The following is an 18,480-nucleotide window of genomic DNA, read 5'->3' as shown; positions in this document are numbered from 1 at the left end:
AGCGTTGTTCGGATGATACAGCAAAGCGATGCCCGGTGGCGGAATTGGTAGACGCACTAGCTTCAGGTGCTAGCGCTCGCAAGGGCGTGGAAGTTCGAGTCTTCTCCCGGGCACCACTCAAAACTGTGGTGTTCGAGTTAATGATGTAACAAAAAAATCTGGTTGGCCCGGGTGGCGGAATTGGTAGACGCACTAGCTTCAGGTGCTAGCGCTCGCAAGGGCGTGGAAGTTCGAGTCTTCTCCCGGGCACCAACAGATTTTATAACAGATAACTACCATTATCTGTTGATGTTGTAAATTTTGTATGTGCCCGGGTGGCGGAATTGGTAGACGCACTAGCTTCAGGTGCTAGCGCTCGCAAGGGCGTGGAAGTTCGAGTCTTCTCCCGGGGCACCACCGTATTCAAGAAAGAGCCGTTGATTGTGAAATCAACGGCTCTTTCTATTTCTGCCATCGCTTCAGTCCCATAGCCCCACTACCGCACTCTACCTACCAACAAGAAAAAAGCCCGCATGATGCGGGCTTCTGGAAACTAGATGTGACAGACCGGTCTTACAGGCCAAACGGGTGACGCAAGACGATGGTTTCTTCGCGATCAGGACCAGTTGAAACAATGGCTACCGGAGCGCCACACACCTCTGCAATACGCTGCAGATAGGCTTGTGCGTTCGCAGGCAGGTCTTCCCAGCGTTTGGTACCAAAGGTCGACTCGCTCCAACCCGGCAAGGTTTCATAGATCGGTTCACACTTGGATACGGCATCCGAGCCAAATGGCAGAATATCGACTTCCTTGCCATCCAGCTTATAACCGACGCACAACTGGATGTTTTCCAGACCGTCCATCACATCCAGCTTGGTCACGCACAAACCGGAAACGCCGTTGATCTGAATGGAACGCTTGAGGGCAGCAGCATCAAACCAGCCACAGCGACGCGGGCGGCCAGTCACCGAGCCGAATTCGTTGCCGCGCTTAGCCAGGAAGGCGCCAATCTCATTTTCCTGCTCTGTCGGGAACGGACCAGAACCCACGCGAGTGGTATAGCCTTTGACGATACCCAACACGTAGTTGAGCATCTGCGGAGCCACGTTAAGCACCCGGTGCGGCAGCACCAGCCACGCAATTGGAGGAGGTCACAAACGGATACGTACCATGGTCGATATCCAGCAAGGTACCTTGCGCACCTTCGAACAACAACGGGATATCAGCCTGATTCATGTCGTACAGCGTACGGGAAACATCGGCCACCATCGGCTTGATGCGTTCGGCCAACGTCATGGTGTCGTTCAGGATAACGTCGAAACTTACCGGCTCAACCTTGAAATACTGGGTCAGCTGGAAATTATAGAAATCGACGTTTTCTTTCAGCTTGGCAGCGAAGCGTTCGCGATCAAACAGATCAATCACGCGCAATGCCCGGCGGGCCACCTTGTCTTCATAGCAAGGGCCAATGCCACGGCCAGTAGTACCGATCTTGCCAGCGCCTTTGGCTGCTTCACGCGCCTGATCCAGCGCGATGTGGTACGGCAGAATCAACGGGCAGGCTTCCGCAATACGCAAACGCGCAGCAACATTGACACCGGCCGCTTCCAGCTCGTCGATTTCCTTGAGCAGGGCTTCCGGCGACAACACGACACCGTTACCAATAAAACATTCGACACCTTCACGCAAAATACCGGACGGAATCAAACGCAGCACGGTTTTCTTGCCGTTCACCACCGTGGTGTGGCCAGCATTGTGCCCCCCCTGAAAACGCACTACGGCACGTGCGTGGTCGGTCAGCCAGTCAACAATCTTGCCCTTGCCTTCGTCACCCCACTGGGTGCCGATCACGACAACGTTCTTGGACATTGGAAAAAACCTCTTCTTCAGTCAAATACAGAAAATCAGTTAAACGGAACGACCTGCCAACCCTGCGCCACCGGAACCAGTTCACGATTGCAATTGAGGGACTCGGCCGATTCGCCCAAGTAATCAATGATCACCATTTCACCACCGGGCACGCAGACGAGCCACCTCATCCTCTGCGCCAGGCAAATGGCTTGCCGCCACACGGATACCCATAGAACTATCGCGTTCCGGCAAAATACGGATCAGATCGCGCAGATCCGGGCTGAAGCCAGTAGCAGGACGAGCACGACCAAATCTTCGGCCAACGTTATCGTAACGACCACCACGCGCCAGCTCTTCCGCCCAGCCTTCGGCATAGGCGGCAAACATCAAGCCGGTGTGATAATGCGTGCCACGCAATTCGGTCAGGTCAAAACTCAATTCCACCTCACCGGCCAGCGATTGGGCAATGGACGACAACTGGGTCAGGCCCAACTCAACCTCAGGCAAAGCAGGCAAGCGTGCGCGTGCCTTAGCCAGCACCGAAACCGGGCCATACAGTTCTGGCAACAGCAGGAAAGCACTTTTGTATGGTTCGGCTACATTGGTGACCAACTCACGCAGCGTCGAAATATCTTTACTTTGCAAGACGCGGAACAGCTCACGGGCGGCATCACCGTTAATACCAGCCGCTTGAGACAATCCACGGAAAATGGCGTAGTGCCCAACATCCAGACGCAGATTCTCTACCCCCACCTGCCGCAACACCGCCAGCATCAGACGGATAACTTCCAGATCCGCCTCAATACCGGCATAGCCATATAGCTCTGCCCCGACTTGCATTGGCTGGCGCGAACTCATCAAGCCATTCGGACGGGTATGCACCACGCTGCTTAAGCATAGCACAGTCGGGTTACGCCGCTACGATTAGCCAGCAGATGCGCGTCGATCCGAGCTACCTGAGGAGTGATGTCAGCACGCAAACCCAGTTGACGACCAGATAACTGATCATCGAGCTTGAAGGTTTTCAGGTCCAGCGCCGCATCCCCTTCCGCCACCAACGAATCTACATATTCGATCAACGGGGGCAGCACCAATTCATAGCCTGCACAACGGAACAATTCCAGCATTGCCGTTTTGGCAGTTTCCACCTGACGGGCGGTAGCGGGAAGAATATCCGCGATGTATTCCGGTAACAGCCAGTTACGTATCATTCAGATCAGCCACAGAATAAAAGGCGGGATTCGCCACCCCGCCTTGTTATCGGCAAACTGGCCGGAATCGCTTACCAGTTGTCAGTTACTAAATTGTTGCTCGGCCTTATCGAACAGCCAGCATACAGGCCGCCAAGGCAACCTTGTACACTTCGCATCGCACGATGCCACGAGCCGAACATCCATCCCTACGGCACGCACTTTCCACCCTGCGCGGCAAAACCAAAACATGGATTCTAACCGGAAAGACGGGAGGCTTTAAGCCTGATCGGGAAATTCGTGCCCTATTTTACGCTCATCTGCGCCAATGTGCTTGTCCAGTCACGACATAAGTGCCGTCTGGTTATAACCATCGGGAATTTAACTGTGTCATGCATATGGGAATTTACCGGATAGCGTTTGCATAGATTCCACTGGCAAGTCGGTGCCTGCTAAAAGGCTCCTGCTGTCGCTAGCTCCCACCCTGCATCCTAGTCGCTATCGGTCCAGCGGACATCAATTTCAGACTCAGTGCGATCCATCCCTTGCAATGCCTGAATGCGTTCTGCCAATCCTTCACGCAGCAAATCCAGACCTTCACCCGTCAACGCTGACACCCGCACTGCTACCGGTAGATTATCGGCGTCGCGTTCAAGTGCAGCAGGCAAGCCGCGCAAGTCCGTTTTGTTCCAGACCAATAACTGTGGCACTTTGTCAGCACCAATTTCCGCCAGTACTTTATTGACTTCATCAATTTGCACATCGCGCATCGGGTTGGCCGAATCCACCACATGTAACAGCAAATCGGCCTGAATCGTTTCTTCCAGTGTTGCGCGGAAGGCAGCCACCAGTGAGTGGGGCAAATCCTTGATGAATCCGACCGTATCCGACATCACCACCGAGACTTCCGGATTGAGAAATAGCTTGCGACTCGTCGTATCCGGGGGTGGCAAACAGCTGATCTGCCGCATAGATTCGGGCTTTGGTCAGCGAATTAAACAAGGTGGATTTACCGGCATTGGTATAGCCAACAATGGAAACCGAGGCAATGCCAGACCGACCACGACTACGGCGCTGGGTTTTACGCTGGCGCTGCACCGGGCCAAACGCTCTTTCAATCCCTTCACGCGGTTACCCAACAGACGACGGTCAGTCTCCAGCTGAGTTTCACCAGGGCCCCGCAGGCCCACCCCACCCTTTTGACGCTCCAAGTGAGTCCAGCCGCGTACCAGACGCGTGGCAAGGTGGGACAACTGGGCCAACTCAACCTGCAACTTGCCTTCATGGCTACGCGCACGCTGGGCAAAGATATCCAGGATCAGGCTGGTACGATCAATCACCCGGCACTGCAGAACCCGCTCAATATTACGTTCCTGCGCCGGTGACAGTTGGTGGTTGAAGATGACAACGTTGGCCGAAGTCGCCTGTACCAAGGCGCCAATTTCATCAACCTTACCCTTGCCAGCAAAGAGAGCCGCGTCAGGACGCTGACGCTTCCCCTGTATCATGCCCAAGAATGGACACGCTTAGCACTGCGTACCAGTTCAGCACATTCGGCTACGTTTTCCTGATAATCGGCCTCGCCGAAATCAAGACACACCAGGATGGCCTCGGTCACCTACGTCAGGACGATCAAACACAACAAAGGACCATGAAGAAAGACAACAAAAAGACAAAGGCCGACAGCCCACATATCATGTGGTCAATCGGCCCCCAAAAACCAGCAACGACAGCAATCAAGCGTCTTGTTGCTCCGGCTTCTGCCCCGGATTGTCGTGCGGAATATTAACCGGACGGGCCGGAACCACGGTAGAAATGGCATGTTTGTAAACCATTTGGGTAACCGTATTTTTCAGCAGCACAACATACTGGTCAAAAGACTCTACCTGACCTTGCAGCTTGATGCCGTTTACCAGATAAATAGACACTGGTACATGCTCCTTGCGCAGGATATTCAGGAACGGGTCTTGTAACATTTGCCCTTTAGAGCTCATTCGTTTTTCTCCGAATCGGTGATTGTTGTATTAAAGTCGTTTTAAAGCTGGGCAGGTACGCTTAAGTTTTAGCAGAAAAAATACTGTTGTACTATTTTTTGCCGTTTTTACCCCAACGGGTTTCCTTTTCCCGACCTTTCAACTTGGACATCGGCTTGGGTTTGGCCCGTGATTTCTCTTTGTCCGCCTCAGTGTCAAAAGGATTTTCCGCTGTTTTATATTGCACTCGCAGAGGTGTTCCTTGCAATTTGAACACCTTACGGAAAGTATGTTCCAGATAACGGGTATAACTTTCCGGTATATTGTCGAGCGCATTGCCATGCACCACAATGATCGGCGGATTCATGCCACCTTGGTGAGCATAGCGCATCTTGGGACGAATTAGACCAGAGCGTGGCGGTGCTTGTCGTTCTATCGCCACATTCAGGACTCGCGTCAGTTTCGGCGTGGCCAGTTTGGCCATCGCCGCCTGGTATGCTTCATCAATCGACTTGAACAGATCCGCAACACCTCGCCCTTCTATGGCGGAGATATAGTGAAACTTGGCAAAGTCGAGGAAATTGATTTTCCGCGCGATTTCACGTCGAACGTGCTCTTTTCGCTCGGCGTCCGGTTATCCCACTTATTGACCGCCACCACCAAAGCCCGGCCAGCCTCCAAGGCGAAACCGGCAATGGTAGCATCCTGCTCGGAGATATCCTGCTGCGCATCCAACACCAGCACGGCTACATTGGCGTCTTCGATGGCTTTCATCGTCTTGATCACAGAAAACTTTTCAATCGCTTCCGTCACCTTGCCGCGACGACGCACGCCAGCCGTATCAATGATGGTATAGGTTTGGGCATCCCGTTCAAAATCAATATAAATGCTATCGCGCGTAGTGCCGGGATGGTCAAAGGCAATTACCCGGTCCTCACCCAAAATGGCATTCACCAGCGTGGACTTACCCACATTGGGGCGGCCAATGACAGCAAACTTTGGATGATGGACTCCATTGCCTTCTTCTTCCTCAGGAAAGTCCTCCAGCACCAGATCCATCAGTTCACGCACGCCGTCGCCATGCGCCGAAGATATGACCAGCGGTTCGCCCAGCGCCAGCTCGTGGAACTCTGCTGCGGCGATAGCATGACTCATGCCCTCGGACTTGTTGACGGCCAGATAAACGGGCCGCTGCACCGGCGCAAACGGTTAGCAATGATTTTGTCTTGTGGCGTGATACCAGTACGGCCATCCACCAGAAACACCACCGCATCGGCTTCGTCAACCGCCTGCAGAGTCTGCTTGGCCATTTCAAACAAGATGCCTTCGTCCACCACGGGTTCAAAACCCCCGGTGTCCACAACCAGATAAGGTTTGCCGCCCACTCGGCCGTGGCCATAATGGCGGTCACGCGTCAGACCAGGTTGATCGGCAACCAAGGCATCACGACTACGGGTCAGACGGTTAAAAAGGGTCGACTTACCCACATTGGGGCGGCCGACCAGAGCGACGGTTGGTTTCATGTAGTACTGCTTTTTATTCTATGGACAGCATCACCAAGCGGCCATTTTTGCCTTGCAACAGTGCAGACGCGCCTAGCGATACAGGTTGATCGGTCAGACCGTCAGTGCCGGTCTTGCTACGGCCGACAATACTGCCATTTTCGTTCGACAGCAGATGGGCATAGCCTTCACCATCGACGACAAGCACGAAACGGCCGAGCATGGCAGGGCCGGATACATTACGGTATTTGAGGTCGTCCAGCTTCCAGACATTACGACCCGTGCTACGGTCAAAAGCCCATACCGAGCCATCTTCGGCCGTAACATAGACATTGCGGCCATCCACAGTCAGGCCACGGCTGGATGACAACTCGCGCGCCCACATCAGGCTACCTGTCTTGGCTTCGAAGCAGGCAACACGCCCTTGATAGGCCACGGCACACACTTGGCCGCCATCATATACCGGGCGGCTGGTGATATCCGTCACCCGCTCCAGTTCGGTAGCACCACGCGGATTGGCAACGACACCCTCCCACAATGGGTTGCCATTGGCTTGGCTAAGAATGGAAAGACGTCCACCTGCCGGCCGACCATCAAAGCATCACGCCCAACCAGTTTCATCGAGCCGGTATTGCGCACAATCAGTTGCGGCAGGTTTTGTGCCACAGACCAGAGTTGTTTGCCGTCATCCAAAGCAAAGCTGGTCAGGCGACCATCAGTGGTTCGCACCACCACAACACCATCGCTGGCTTGCGGGGCTTCTTGTGCCACGCTGGTTAGCACCTGCTCCCAGCGCACCTTACCACTCGCACGGTCCACGGCTAACAACTTGCCATCAACCGTCCCGACATAAGCAAAATTCCCCGATACCGCCACACCAGACGATAAGTCGCGCTTGATGTTCAGTTCCGATACCACCCGGCCAGACAGCGCGTCTACCGTGCGGATGCGCCCATCGGCATCGGCAGTCACGACATTACCGTTGCTGTATACCGGCATAAAACCGGTATTGGCAGAAGCTTGACTCAGCGACCACTTCACATTCAGCGGTTGCAGGGATTTGATAGCGACTAACGGGGTTGGCTCGATACGAGACGAGCCAGAAAACCAGCTGGCACAACCGGCCAGCGTAAAAGATGACAAGACTGCAACAACCAGCAATTGGCGGCGCATGCGTTAACCTCCCAGCGCGTCGAGTTTGGTCTGGATGAACTGGCGGATCGGTGCTTCACCCACCAGCTTGGCCAAGGCGGCCTTGTAAGCATCGCGGGCAGCAGGAATATCGCCTTTGGCAACCGCTACGTCACCGCGCTGATCCAGGGAACAAGGCATCAAACGTGGTTGGGTGTTCCTGTGTCAGCTCCGATACCGCCGCGTCATAACGTTTCTGGTCTAGCAGGATACTGGCCAGACGCAAATGGGCAACAGCCAGCACAGTACTGTCTTTGCTATTCTTCAGCAGCCATTCTAATTGCGACTGAGCCAAGGCCAAGTCATTTTTTTCGAATGCCACTTTGGACACTACCAGCGCGCTGCGTGCTGCATATACGGTAGACGGATAGTCCGCTTGCAGCAATTGGGCCGCCGACTTGAGCTGAGGCAGGTTCTGACTATCAACCAGACTGGCTACGCGGTCAAACACCACAGCAGCCTTTTCCGACTGCTGGGCTTCGTAGTACTGGAAGCCCTTGTAACCCAAGAACCCGACCAACCCGGTGGCGACCACCACACTGATCCATTTACCCCAATGCTGCCAGAAGACTTTCAGTGAATCGATCTGTTCCTGTTCATGCGAATCAAGTGCCACGGCATCACCCTTGTAATGTTTGAGCTTGGAAGCGAGCTACGGCCGCCGGTACATCGTCCAGCGCGACAGTTTCCTGCGCACCATCGACACGTAATGGCTTCACCACGGCTTGTTCAGACTGGATTTCGTTTTCGCCTACGATCACCGCTACGGCTGCACCGCTGGCATCGGCCTTTTTCATCTGCGACTTGAAACTGCCCTCGCCCAGATGCTGCACAACGGCATAACCGGCGGTACGCAGACGGGCCGCCAATCGCATGCCATATAATGCGGCACCCGCACCTTGCTGTACCAGATACACATCCACACCACGCTGGGTAGGCAACAAGCCCTTATCCTGCAACAACAGCAACACGCGTTCTAGGCCCATACCAAAGCCAATACCGGGGGCCGGTTTGCCACCCAGCTGTTCGATCAGCCCATCGTAGCGGCCGCTTAAGCACAGATCGTTCCTTGCGCGCCAAGCTCGGTCGTCACCCATTCGAATACCGAGTGATTGTAATAATCGAGCCCACGTACCAGCCGTGGATTTTCGACGTAGTCGATACCCAAACCGGCCAGCATGGTTTTCCAACCCTCGTAATGGGCCCGTGACTCTTCGCCCAGATAATCAATCAGGCGCGGAGCACTATTGGCCATGTCCTGCATGGCTGGGTTCTTGGTATCCAGCACGCGCAGCGGGTTGCTGTACAGGCGGCGCTTGCCATCTTCATCCAGTACGTCGGCATGGGCTTCCAGATGGCGAATCAGCGCTTCGCGGTGAGCGGCACGCTCATCCTTGTTGCCCAGCGTGTTGATCTCCAGCCGGACATACTGCGCAATCCCCGGGCGGCGCCACAGATCGGCCGTCATCAGGATGATTTCTGCATCAATATCCGGTCCGGCGAAGCCAAGTGCCTCGATACCCATCTGGTGAAACTGGCGATAACGGCCTTTTTGCGGACGCTCGTGGCGGAACATCGGCCCCATGTACCACAGCTTTTGCGTGGCGTTGTACAGCAGGCTGTGCTCGACGACGGCCCGCAGCGTACCGGCAGTCCCCTCCGGTCGGAGCGTCAGGCTGTCCCCGTTGAGACTATCGGTAAAGGTATACATTTCCTTTTCGACGATGTCGGTGACTTCGCCGATGGAGCGCACGAACAGCGGTGTGGTCTCCACGATAGGCGTACGAATGTTCTGGTAACCGTAATCGGCCAGCAGCCCACGCAATACCCCTTCAAAATATTCCCACTGGTGCGATTCGGCAGGCAGAACGTCATTCATGCCTTTGATCGCTTGGAGTTTTTGTGCCATGTCAGTTTATCTGGAATTATGCCTAATACGTTGGCCGAAACGGCCGACTCAAATTAATTGGCTCACTTGCCAGCAGGGACAGCCTGGATCGGGATGGTACGATTTGCCACCTCTCGCCGCTTGACTCCACCCTCGCCGTAGCGAGTTTGCACATAATGTTCAACGATAGTCTGGAACTCTTCGGCGATATGCTCCCCCTTGAGCGTAACGTCTTTTTGTCCATCCATATACACCGGCGCCACCGGCACTTCACCCGTACCGGGCAAAGAAATACCAATATCGGCCAGTTTCGATTCACCCGGCCCATTTACCACGCAGCCCATTACCGCGACTTTCATATCTTCCACGCCGGGGTACTGCAAGCGCCAGATCGGCATTTGTGCGCGCAGATATTGCTGGATGCGGTCAGCCAGCTCCTGAAAGAAGGTACTGGTCGTGCGCCCGCAACCCGGGCAAGCCGTGACCAACGGGGTAAAGCTGCGCAAACCCATCGTTTGCAGGATTTCCTGCGCGACGACCACCTCCCGGGTACGGGCTTCACCGGGCGCCGGGGTCAGTGAAATACGGATGGTATCGCCGATACCTTCTTGCAGCAGGACAGCCAGCGCAGCGGTGGACGCCACAATGCCCTTGGACCCCATCCCAGCCTCGGTCAGACCCAAATGCAACGGATAATCACAGCGACGGCCGAGATCACGATACACGCTAATCAGGTCCTGCACGTGGCTAACCTTGCAGGACAGCAAAATCTTGTCAGGCGATAGCCCCAGATCAATGGCCTTTTGGGCAGACTCCAGCGCTGACACAATCAACGCCTCGCGCATGATGGCATCCGGAGCAAGAGGGTTGGCCGAACGATTGTTGGCATCCATCAGCCGCGTGGCCAGACTCTGATCCAGACTTCCCCAGTTGACACCAATACGCACGGGCTTGTCATATTCGGCCGCGGCACGGATCATGAAGGCAAACTTGTCATCGCCTTTGGCGCCCTTGCCAACATTACCCGGATTGATACGGTATTTGGCCAACGCACGCGCGCAGTCGGGATACTCCTTGAGCAGTCGGTCTCCGTTGAAATGGAAATCACCAACCAATGGGGTATTACAGCCCATATCATCCAGGGCGCTGGCGAATTTCGGCCACCTTGGCCGCGGCCTCTGGCGTATTCACCGTAATGCGTACCAGTTCCGAACCGGCTTCGGCCAACTCATAAACCTGCTTGGCCGTCGCCACTGCGTCGGCCGTATCAGTGTTGGTCATTGACTGAACCACCACCGGAGCGTCCGACCCGACAACAACATGCCCTACTCGTACCGGCGAGTAGGGCGTCGAGCGATAATCCCGCTATCCATTTTTTAAAACCTGAATTGTTACTTGAGCTCGATTCTGGCGGTTGTACCACGAATCTTGTCTGAGAAATTAACGGGTTGGCCGTTATACGCCAACTGGACCTGTGCCGCGTTGCCAATTTTAAGCTGGAACGGCGGTGTGCCACTCACTTCACGCCCGCTGCCAGCCGCTACCGTTTCAAAAACCAGTTTTTTACCGTTGGCATCGACGACAGAAATCCGGGCAGCTCCGCTTCCCACCTTCAAACTGATCTTGCCCGCCGCATCTGGTTGCGTGCTAGCAACGGCGACACTAGCCTGCGATTTGCTTATCCCACTACTTGGCACCGTCGACGCGGCAGACGCCACCATATGAGCCGTTTTAGTTGGCGCACTGGCAGCAGCACTTGTGCCCAACGATGCCGAGGCCGCCTCCTGATGGACCAGCATCGGCGCCAACTGCCCCGGAGCCGTCTCCGCCGAATCAACATGTTCTCGCGACAGCCACCACCAGGCCACGCCAATAATCACCAGCACCAACAACAGCACAGCCAACGGTCGACCCCAGGCCAACCGAGCCACCCGCGGCGCCTTGCCCGCAAGTTCTTGCCCACGTGCTGCGGTACATCAGCCACGGTCTCTTGAGCGGCAACAGGCATCTGCTGTTCCAGCCGCCGCATCAGCGGCTCGCTATCCAAGGCCAGAAAACGCGCATAGTTACGCACGAAGCCGCGGACAAAGATCGGACCGGGCAATGACTGAAAATCGTCCGCCTCGATGGCTTCGAGTTGACGCATGGACAACTTCAGCCGGGCCGCGACATCGGCCAAGCTCACCCCGGCGGCTTCCCGCGCCTGCTTCAGCAGAAAACCAACTCCGGGTTCGCCAGACGGTTTGGATTGGTCAGGTTGTTGTTCCATCATCAACTTCCACTCAACAGCATCTGGGTTTCTTTGGAATCGGGATAGCGGTTTCGTAGCTGTGCCGCGCAATCACTTTCCAGATTTCGGTCGCCGGAACGACGCGCAATACGTATGCCCAGCCACAACTCTTCAGGCCCCAAAACCTGACTATTTTGTCGCAGTCGGTCGAAATAGAATCCGGCCAACTTGGCATTACCCAGATCCAAATGTAACGATGCCAGCTCTTTAAGAGCTTATGGGAAATTAGGAGCGACACGCAATGCCATCAGCAGCGAATCATTGGCCTTGTCGGTTTCGCCCAATTTTGCACTGCAGCGCCCCATGTTCAGATAGGCGGTCTGCGGCGATTCGTACAGCGGATTGGCCAGCGCCTTGCTGAAATAACCCATGCCATCCCGCGGGCGATTATGCTCACACAGGAACAGGCCGTAATTGTTATTCCCTTCCGGATTCGCCGGATCTAGCTGCAATGCCTGACGATAATTCTGCTCAGCCTGACCATCCTGCTGTAACAAGGAATAAATATATGCCCGCGTGAGATAGGCTGGCGCCGAGCGACTATCAGCATCGACTGCTTCATTCGCCATATCCAGCGCCACGCGCAAATTGCCGACCTTGACGTATTCAATCGCCAATTGGCTGCGGATCTGTGCCAGATCCTTCGAGGCCGCCATGACCGATGCAGTACAACCAAGCGCCAACAGGCATCCAGCCCCCCACATCCGCCATGTTTTCATTACTGATTATCCTCTACGATCTGCATCCATTTGGCCTGTCGCCGGGTTTTGTCTTGGACTTGCCCCGCCAGCTGTCCACACGCGGCATCAATGTCATCACCACGGGTTTTGCGTACGGTAACGACATAGCCCTGCTCCTGCAGCAACTCACGGAAAATCCGGATCGCATTATTGCTGGAGCGGTCATAACCCGAGTTGGGAAATGGATTAAACGGAATCAGGTTGAACTTGCAAGGAATATCCCTCACCAGCTCAATCAACTGGCGAGCATGTTCCGGCCTATCATTGACACCGTCAAGCATGACGTATTCAAAGGTAATAAAATCACGCGGCGCCTTTTCCAAATAACGGGAGCAGGCCGCCATCAGTTCCCGCAGCGGGTACTTCTTGTTGATCGGCACGATTTGATCACGAATCGCATCGTTGGGCGCATGCAGGCTGACAGCCAGCGCTACCGGGCACACTTCACGCAACCGATCCATCTGTGGCACCAGCCCTGATGTGGACAACGTTACCCGGCGGCGACTGAGGCCGTAACCATGGTCATCCAGCATGATCTGCAGGGCGCTGACCACGTTATCAAAGTTGGCTAGCGGTTCCCCCATTCCCATCATCACCACATTAGAAATGACGCGCTCATTTTTTGGGGTAACACCCATCGCCTTATTGGCCCACCAGAGCTGACCAATGATTTCTGCCGTCGACAAATTGCGATTGAACCCCTGTCGGCCGGTAGAGCAGAACGTACATTCCAGCGCACAACCAACCTGAGATGACACGCACAAGGTTCCGCGTTCGTCTTCAGGAATGAAGACTGTTTCGACACCATTACCGGTGCCAACATCAAGCAGCCACTTGCGGGTACCATCACTGGACGCCTGCCCGGTCATGAGCGACGGCACACGAACCTCAGCTTTCTCGTGCAGTTTGGCACGCAAGCTTTTGGCCGGTCGGTCATGGCATCAAAATCGGCTTCGCCCATCTGGTGCATCCAGCGCATTACCTGTTTGGCGCGAAACGGTTTTTCGCCCATCTCGGCAAAATGCTGAGTCAGTTGGTCCAGATTGAAGTCGAGCAGGTTAGTTTTCATGCAATCCTCGAGAAAACAGCGGCAGCCTTAAGCTGCCGCCTGATACAGCACTTAAATGAAATCAGCGAGCGCAGATTTCAGACGCAGCAAAGAAATAGGCGATTTCGATGGCAGCGTTTTCGGCACTATCAGAGCCATGAACGGCGTTGGCGTCGATGGAGTCAGCAAAGTCGGCACGGATGGTACCGGCGTCAGCTTTCTTCGGATCGGTAGCGCCCATCAGTTCACGGTTCTTGGCAATGGCGCCTTCGCCTTCCAGAGCCTGGATCATCACCGGGCCGGAGATCATGAACTCAACCAAGTCCTTGAAGAACGGACGTTCTTTGTGCACGGCGTAGAAACCTTCGGCTTCGGCGCGGGACAGTTGCTTCATCTTGGCAGCAACGATTTTCAGACCAGCCGATTCGAAACGGTCATAGATCTTGCCGATTACATTCTTAGCAACAGCGTCGGGCTTAACGATAGACAGGGTGCGTTCAATTGCCATATAAAATCTCCAATCCAAATACAAAATGGCGACAAGCGGCTAAACTCAAGCGACATAATTTAACCGTGCCGGGTTACACAATTTTAAGTAACCGGGCATTTTACCAGCCTTTGCCTGTCAACGCTGTATAAAATTTAAGCGCCATGACCGAACACCATTCAAACAATGACGTCCCGTCCAGTGAAGACGAAAAGCTGATTCACCACAAGCTGAAAGCACGACTGACCATTGCGGCGGCACTGGTCGTCGTGGCGCTGCTATCCATACCAATACTGGACAATCTGAAGCTTAGCCAACAAGACGGAAATGACCCGGGCGGCCAATAACGCCAGCTCCGGCAAGATCATAAAAATCGCTTCCGAAGCGGCACCGGAGACTTCAGCGCCCAAATCTATTGCCAGCGCACCGGCCAGCACAGCCAGCGCCCCTGCCGCCACACTACCAATCAAACCGACAGCGACATCGCCCCAAACTCCAGACCTGAGCAAGACACCTGCGCTGGCGGCAACCAAGCCCCTGACGCCACCGGCCGCACCGCCAAATGGCAATCACGCGAACATTCTCAAGTCGGCGCAGCTCAACCTGAGCCATGCTCCCGCGCTTAAGCACCAGCCACACACTCGACAACACCAGCAGCTAAAGCGGTTAGTCAACCAGCCATAGCGCCAGTTCCGCCCGTTAGCACCAACAAAACACAACCGGCTGGCTCATCAGTGGGGTACACCCTGCAGCTGGGACTTTTTAACACCACCGCCAATGCCGAAAATCTGGTGCGCGAATTGAAAAATCACGGCATTGAGGCACACACGGAAACCCGCGTACAGCTCGGCCCCTTTAAAACTCGTAGCGAAGCCGACGAGGCCAGCGAGAAACTACGGAAACTGGGTTACAAACCGCTACTGGCACCAGCAGGGTATTGATCGTAATCGCTTCATGCTTAAGCAATCACGCGCCATGGACACATACCGGAACCGCACATCAAAGCGGGCTCGGACAAGTCGGCCAAGAGAAAACAAGCATTCTCTCGACTCAAGTTGGCCGAACAGGTGTCCAAGAGACTGGCCAAACCTGATGACACACGCCGAGACTCGCTATGACAGCCAAACCCAGACATTACACCATCAACACTAATTGCCTGATGCCGGGCAGATCGTTAATCGATTGCCATTGACTAGTGTCAACGGCATAAAACTGTGTTGCAATGGTCTACGGCACAAATATTGTCAACCCGTTTAGCTTTCGACATGCTTTGAAAAAAATCACTTGGTTTGGTTTGTGCTTGCCATCGGCCTGATCGCAACCGCCCTGTTCAGTCTCAAGATGAAACAACAGGTCGACAACGATGCGGTCAAGCAATTTGCACATGCCAGCGATCAAATTACCCTGAAGATCAGGGACAGGCTGGCTGCCCAGGAACTAATCCTGCGCGGCGCCATGCTTTTTTCGTTGCATCGGACCATCTGGATCACACCGACTGGAAGCGCTACTGGAGCACGCTGAAACTGGAGCAGAATCTGCCCGGCGTGCAAGGTTTCGGGCTGGCACTACTGGTCCGCTCCTCACAACTCAACCAACACATCGCGACGATTCGCCAAGAGGGCATCCCCGACTACACCGTCCGCCCGGCTGGCAAACGCGACCTCTACACACCTATCGTCTATCTGGAACCCTCCAACGACCGCAATCTCAGGGCACTAGGCTATGATGTGTTTTCCGAGCCGGTGCGCAGGGCTGCACTGGTCACCGCGCGCGACACGGGCCAAGCGACGCTGACCGGTAAACTGGCGTTGGTACAGGAGAACGGGAAAGACGTGCAGGCTGGCGTCATCATGTATGTGCCCATCTACCGGCGCGGGCTTCCAACGGATACGGTATCGCAACGGCAACACGCGTTGATCGGCTGGACCAACAGCCCGTACCGCATGAGCGATTTGATCGTCGGCATCCTGCATGATTGGCAACGGCAACTAGGCAAAGATTTCAACCTGTTCGTCTACGACGGGTTGCACCCCACCCCATCAACCCTGCTCTTTAGTGGCCGGGCACGCATGAGCACGACCAACCATCCCCTGCTCTACCAGCAACGCATCATCGACTTCAACGGCCACCGCTGGCTGTTGGTACTGCAACGCGATCAGGGAACCGACCATCTGGATTACACGATTGCCCGGCATGCGTTTATCTGGGGAGCGGTACTCAGCGGCCTGCTGGCCTGGTTGCTCTGGTCTCTGCTCAACACCAGACACCGAGCCAATCTGATTGCCCAACGGCTGACGCAGGATATCCGACAACGAGAACAGTTGCTGAAGGAGAGCGAGGCGCGCTGGAACTTTGCGCTGGAAGGCTCTGGACTGGGGGTTTGGGACTGGGATATCGAGACCGGAACAGTGTTCTATTCCCGGCGCTGGAAAGAAATGCTGGGGTACACGGAGCAAGAAATCGGCAATGGGTTGGCCGAATGGGAACAGCGCGTTCATCCCGATGATCTGCCACAGGTTCGCAAACAAGTGCAGGCTTGTCTCGACAACCAGATACCGCATTATGTAAGCGAGCATCGCCTGCGCAGCAAACAAGGCAGTTACAAATGGCTAGTGGATCGCGGCATGGTCATCCTCCGCGACGAAGCAGGCAAGCCGCTGCGGATGATCGGCTCACATCAGGACATTACCGAACAGAAATACAGTCTTCTGCGCATCCAGCAACTGGCCAAACTCTATGCTGCCTTGAGTGAATGCAACGCCGCTATCCTGCGCTGTACGAGTGAACAACAGCTGTTCAACCGGATCTGTGAAGTTGTCGTGCAATTTGGCGGCATGAAGTTAGCCCTGGATTGGCCTGACCGACGCGGCAAGCGGGAGCATCATCCCGGTTAGTTCATATGGCGACAGCAAAAGCTATCTGGAGAACATTCAGGTATCCGTGCGAGCGGATGATCCACACGGCCGGGCGCTACCGGCACCGCTGTGCGCGAAAACCAGCAAATATGGATCGCAGAAATCGACACCGATCCACGTGCCGCCCCCCGGAAACAACGCGCCGCCCAGTACGGTTTAGCCTCGTCAGCCGCCTTGCCGATTAACCGTGCCGGTCACCCTATCGGCGCCCTGACGTTTTATTCGGCCAACACTGGCTGGTATGACCACGAAACCCGTAGTCTGTTTGAAAGCATGGCAACGCAAATCAGCTTTGCGCTCGACAAGTTCGACTCCGAAGCCACCGCCAAAGCGTTCCAAGCAACCGTGATGGAATCCGAACACCACCTGCAACAGGTGTTCGAAGCCACCCCGGTTCCCATGCAGGTGCATGCAAAAGCTGACTGGCATCTCACGGCTATCAACCGGGCTCACCAACACTGGCTAGGCTATCTGCCAGCGGAGATCACTGATCCCGATTGGTGGTTTGACCACCTTCATGCGGTCAACGAATCGCTTAAGCACAGTTTCAGACCCTCTTGCATCAGGCGATCGAACGCGTCCAATACGGACTCACCGTACAATTGCCAGAGTGCCAGTTGCACAATAAGGACGGCGCAACCCGCATAGCCCAAGGCACCATGACCATGGTGGGTGACGATATCATTCTGGCCCGGGTGGATATCACCGAAATCCGCCATGGTGAGCAAGCACTGCGCGATAGCGAACAACGCTTTCGCAACATGGTTGAGCAAACTGTCAGCGGCATGTACGTGCGGCGTGATGGCCGCTTTATCTACGTTAACCCCCGCTATTGTGAAATCACCGGCTGGTCTGCGGATGAGCTACTGGGACGAAACGTACTGGACTTTACCGATACGGATCCCGAGAGCAGTGAACAGATTCAGCAAGCGTGGGCTCGATTAGGCGCTCAGCGAGCGCACTGTTTCTTACAGCGCCCCAGTACGGCGTCGCGATGGCAAATGGATTGAACTTGGCGTCAGCGCCAGCCTGATTACCCGGGACGACGGCTTACCAGCCACCATAGTCATGGCGCAAGACATTACCGAGCGCAAACGGGCGGAAGATAAAATTGCCGCCTACGTCAAACAACTGGAAGCCTCCATGGAAGCGACACTCTATGCCGTGTCCACCATGGTAGAGCTACGCGATCCTTACACCGCTTAAGCCATGAACGACGAGTAGGATTAATTGCCAGCGCGATTGGGCAAGAAATGGGGTGGACGGAAGAACGCTGCAAAATGTTGGCCATGGTTGGGCTGGTGCACGACATCGGGAAAATCGCTGTCCCAGCCGAGATTCTGGCAAAACCAACACGCCTGAACACCACGGAAATGAAGATGATTCAGGAACACGCTCAGGCTTAGCTACGATATCCTTAAAGAT

Annotated in this window: 16 protein-coding genes, 3 tRNA genes and 9 pseudogenes; 12 read left to right on the top strand and 16 right to left on the bottom strand. The window is 55.0% G+C overall.

The window, feature by feature from the left end; all coding sequences use genetic code 11:
* Positions 1-30 precede the first annotated feature (30 nt).
* The 3 genes from GKE73_RS15290 to GKE73_RS15280 all read left to right on the top strand — a co-directional run bounded on the left by GKE73_RS15290 (position 31) and on the right by GKE73_RS15280 (position 396).
* Positions 31-116 (top strand) — tRNA-Leu (locus GKE73_RS15290).
* Between the two features lie 49 nt (positions 117-165).
* Positions 166-252 (top strand) — tRNA-Leu (locus tag GKE73_RS15285).
* Positions 253-308: 56 nt separating this feature from the next.
* Positions 309-396 (top strand) — tRNA-Leu (locus GKE73_RS15280).
* A gap of 156 nt (positions 397-552) precedes the next feature.
* Here GKE73_RS15280 and GKE73_RS15275 read toward each other — a convergent pair.
* From GKE73_RS15275 to ndk, 16 genes and pseudogenes are all read right to left on the bottom strand, one after another.
* Positions 553-1,849 (bottom strand): annotated as a pseudogene (locus tag GKE73_RS15275) (adenylosuccinate synthase).
* Between the two features lie 35 nt (positions 1,850-1,884).
* Positions 1,885-3,039: pseudogene (locus GKE73_RS15270) on the bottom strand (ATP phosphoribosyltransferase regulatory subunit).
* Between the two features lie 473 nt (positions 3,040-3,512).
* Positions 3,513-4,661: pseudogene (hflX, locus tag GKE73_RS15265) on the bottom strand (ribosome rescue GTPase HflX).
* Between the two features lie 96 nt (positions 4,662-4,757).
* The gene (gene hfq / locus GKE73_RS15260; RefSeq protein WP_230370628.1) at positions 4,758-5,015 is read right to left on the bottom strand and encodes an RNA chaperone Hfq; all 258 of its coding nucleotides are present in this window, start codon (positions 5,013-5,015) and stop codon (positions 4,758-4,760) included.
* Between the two features lie 91 nt (positions 5,016-5,106).
* Positions 5,107-6,517 (bottom strand): annotated as a pseudogene (gene der, locus GKE73_RS15255) (ribosome biogenesis GTPase Der).
* Between the two features lie 13 nt (positions 6,518-6,530).
* Entirely contained in the window at positions 6,531-7,034 is a 504-nt protein-coding gene (locus tag GKE73_RS23905) for an outer membrane protein assembly factor BamB family protein (protein ID WP_280954972.1), read from the bottom strand.
* The gene (locus GKE73_RS23900; RefSeq protein ID WP_280954971.1) at positions 6,980-7,669 is read right to left on the bottom strand and encodes an outer membrane protein assembly factor BamB family protein; all 690 of its coding nucleotides are present in this window, start codon (positions 7,667-7,669) and stop codon (positions 6,980-6,982) included. The genes GKE73_RS23905 and GKE73_RS23900 overlap by 55 nt, the downstream gene beginning before the upstream one ends.
* A gap of 3 nt (positions 7,670-7,672) precedes the next feature.
* Positions 7,673-7,828 carry a tetratricopeptide repeat protein gene (locus GKE73_RS23895; protein WP_280954970.1) on the bottom strand — a complete coding sequence of 52 codons (156 nt, stop codon included), beginning with the start codon at positions 7,826-7,828 and terminating at the stop codon, positions 7,673-7,675.
* Positions 7,800-8,303, bottom strand: a complete 504-nt coding sequence (locus GKE73_RS15240) for a YfgM family protein (RefSeq protein WP_312854479.1) — start codon at positions 8,301-8,303, stop codon at positions 7,800-7,802. The genes GKE73_RS23895 and GKE73_RS15240 overlap by 29 nt, the downstream gene beginning before the upstream one ends.
* 4 nt (positions 8,304-8,307) lie before the next feature.
* Positions 8,308-9,596, bottom strand: a pseudogene (gene hisS / locus GKE73_RS15235) (histidine--tRNA ligase).
* Between the two features lie 62 nt (positions 9,597-9,658).
* A pseudogene (gene ispG / locus GKE73_RS15230) lies at positions 9,659-10,948 on the bottom strand (flavodoxin-dependent (E)-4-hydroxy-3-methylbut-2-enyl-diphosphate synthase).
* An 18-nt stretch (positions 10,949-10,966) separates the two neighbouring features.
* Positions 10,967-11,374: a RodZ domain-containing protein gene (locus GKE73_RS15225; protein ID WP_230371498.1), complete on the bottom strand. Its 408-nt coding sequence runs from the start codon at positions 11,372-11,374 to the stop codon at positions 10,967-10,969.
* A 77-nt stretch (positions 11,375-11,451) separates the two neighbouring features.
* Positions 11,452-11,847, bottom strand: a complete 396-nt coding sequence (locus GKE73_RS15220; RefSeq protein ID WP_230370627.1) for a helix-turn-helix domain-containing protein — start codon at positions 11,845-11,847, stop codon at positions 11,452-11,454.
* Positions 11,848-12,080: 233 nt separating this feature from the next.
* Complete coding sequence (locus GKE73_RS15215) at positions 12,081-12,521, bottom strand: hypothetical protein (RefSeq protein WP_230370626.1); 441 nt, start codon at positions 12,519-12,521, stop codon at positions 12,081-12,083.
* A 62-nt stretch (positions 12,522-12,583) separates the two neighbouring features.
* Positions 12,584-13,674, bottom strand: a pseudogene (gene rlmN, locus GKE73_RS15210) (dual-specificity RNA methyltransferase RlmN).
* A 61-nt stretch (positions 13,675-13,735) separates the two neighbouring features.
* On the bottom strand, positions 13,736-14,161 hold the full coding sequence (gene ndk, locus GKE73_RS15205; protein ID WP_230370625.1) for a nucleoside-diphosphate kinase: 426 nt from the start codon (positions 14,159-14,161) through the stop codon (positions 13,736-13,738).
* Between the two features lie 143 nt (positions 14,162-14,304).
* On the opposite strand from ndk, the gene GKE73_RS15200 reads away from it, so the two are divergent.
* From GKE73_RS15200 to GKE73_RS23890, 9 genes and pseudogenes are all read left to right on the top strand, one after another.
* Positions 14,305-14,487 (top strand): hypothetical protein, encoded by a 183-nt coding sequence (locus GKE73_RS15200; protein WP_230370624.1) that lies wholly within the window; start codon positions 14,305-14,307, stop codon positions 14,485-14,487.
* Positions 14,488-14,874: 387 nt separating this feature from the next.
* A complete protein-coding gene (locus GKE73_RS15195; protein ID WP_230370623.1) occupies positions 14,875-15,081 on the top strand; it encodes an SPOR domain-containing protein in 207 nt (68 codons plus the stop codon).
* 355 nt (positions 15,082-15,436) lie between these two features.
* The gene (locus GKE73_RS24980) at positions 15,437-15,661 is read left to right on the top strand and encodes a hypothetical protein (protein ID WP_230371563.1); all 225 of its coding nucleotides are present in this window, start codon (positions 15,437-15,439) and stop codon (positions 15,659-15,661) included.
* Entirely contained in the window at positions 15,622-17,034 is a 1,413-nt protein-coding gene (locus GKE73_RS15185; RefSeq protein ID WP_230371497.1) for a CHASE domain-containing protein, read from the top strand. The genes GKE73_RS24980 and GKE73_RS15185 overlap by 40 nt, the downstream gene beginning before the upstream one ends.
* Positions 17,035-17,118: 84 nt before the next feature.
* Positions 17,119-17,703: pseudogene (locus GKE73_RS15180) on the top strand (GAF domain-containing protein); the annotation flags it as partial.
* Positions 17,704-17,720: 17 nt separating this feature from the next.
* Positions 17,721-18,065 (top strand): PAS domain-containing protein, encoded by a 345-nt coding sequence (locus tag GKE73_RS15175; RefSeq protein ID WP_230370621.1) that lies wholly within the window; start codon positions 17,721-17,723, stop codon positions 18,063-18,065.
* A pseudogene (locus tag GKE73_RS26020) lies at positions 18,061-18,105 on the top strand (hypothetical protein); the annotation flags it as partial. The gene GKE73_RS15175 and the pseudogene GKE73_RS26020, both read left to right, overlap by 5 nt.
* Positions 18,106-18,123: 18 nt before the next feature.
* On the top strand, positions 18,124-18,261 hold the full coding sequence (locus tag GKE73_RS15170; RefSeq protein WP_230370620.1) for a hypothetical protein: 138 nt from the start codon (positions 18,124-18,126) through the stop codon (positions 18,259-18,261).
* Between the two features lie 47 nt (positions 18,262-18,308).
* The gene (locus GKE73_RS23890) at positions 18,309-18,461 is read left to right on the top strand and encodes an HD-GYP domain-containing protein (protein WP_280954969.1); all 153 of its coding nucleotides are present in this window, start codon (positions 18,309-18,311) and stop codon (positions 18,459-18,461) included.
* Positions 18,462-18,480: the final 19 nt, after the last annotated feature.

This window comes from Paludibacterium denitrificans, from assembly GCF_009707705.1.
GTDB classification, from domain to species: Bacteria; Pseudomonadota; Gammaproteobacteria; order Burkholderiales; family Chromobacteriaceae; genus Paludibacterium_A; species Paludibacterium_A denitrificans.
Note: the sequence above shows the minus strand (reverse complement) of the source record. Positions and strands in the feature narration are given on the sequence as shown.

Excerpts from the sequence above, each read along its gene's own strand:
- GKE73_RS23895 (WP_280954970.1), bottom strand. The coding sequence starts at position 7,828 with ATGCCTTGTTCCCTGGATCAGCGCGGTGACGTAGCGGTTGCCAAAGGC.
- GKE73_RS15170 (WP_230370620.1), top strand. The coding sequence starts at position 18,124 with ATGGCGCAAGACATTACCGAGCGCAAACGGGCGGAAGATAAAATTGCC.
- GKE73_RS15200 (WP_230370624.1), top strand. The coding sequence starts at position 14,305 with ATGACCGAACACCATTCAAACAATGACGTCCCGTCCAGTGAAGACGAA.
- GKE73_RS15215 (WP_230370626.1), bottom strand. The coding sequence starts at position 12,521 with ATGGCGGCCTCGAAGGATCTGGCACAGATCCGCAGCCAATTGGCGATT.
- GKE73_RS23890 (WP_280954969.1), top strand. The coding sequence starts at position 18,309 with ATGGGGTGGACGGAAGAACGCTGCAAAATGTTGGCCATGGTTGGGCTG.
- GKE73_RS15175 (WP_230370621.1), top strand. The coding sequence starts at position 17,721 with ATGGTGGGTGACGATATCATTCTGGCCCGGGTGGATATCACCGAAATC.
- GKE73_RS15220 (WP_230370627.1), bottom strand. The coding sequence starts at position 11,847 with ATGATGGAACAACAACCTGACCAATCCAAACCGTCTGGCGAACCCGGA.
- GKE73_RS23900 (WP_280954971.1), bottom strand. The coding sequence starts at position 7,669 with ATGCGCCGCCAATTGCTGGTTGTTGCAGTCTTGTCATCTTTTACGCTG.
- ndk (WP_230370625.1), bottom strand. The coding sequence starts at position 14,161 with ATGGCAATTGAACGCACCCTGTCTATCGTTAAGCCCGACGCTGTTGCT.
- GKE73_RS15225 (WP_230371498.1), bottom strand. The coding sequence starts at position 11,374 with ATGCTGGTCCATCAGGAGGCGGCCTCGGCATCGTTGGGCACAAGTGCT.
- hfq (WP_230370628.1), bottom strand. The coding sequence starts at position 5,015 with ATGAGCTCTAAAGGGCAAATGTTACAAGACCCGTTCCTGAATATCCTG.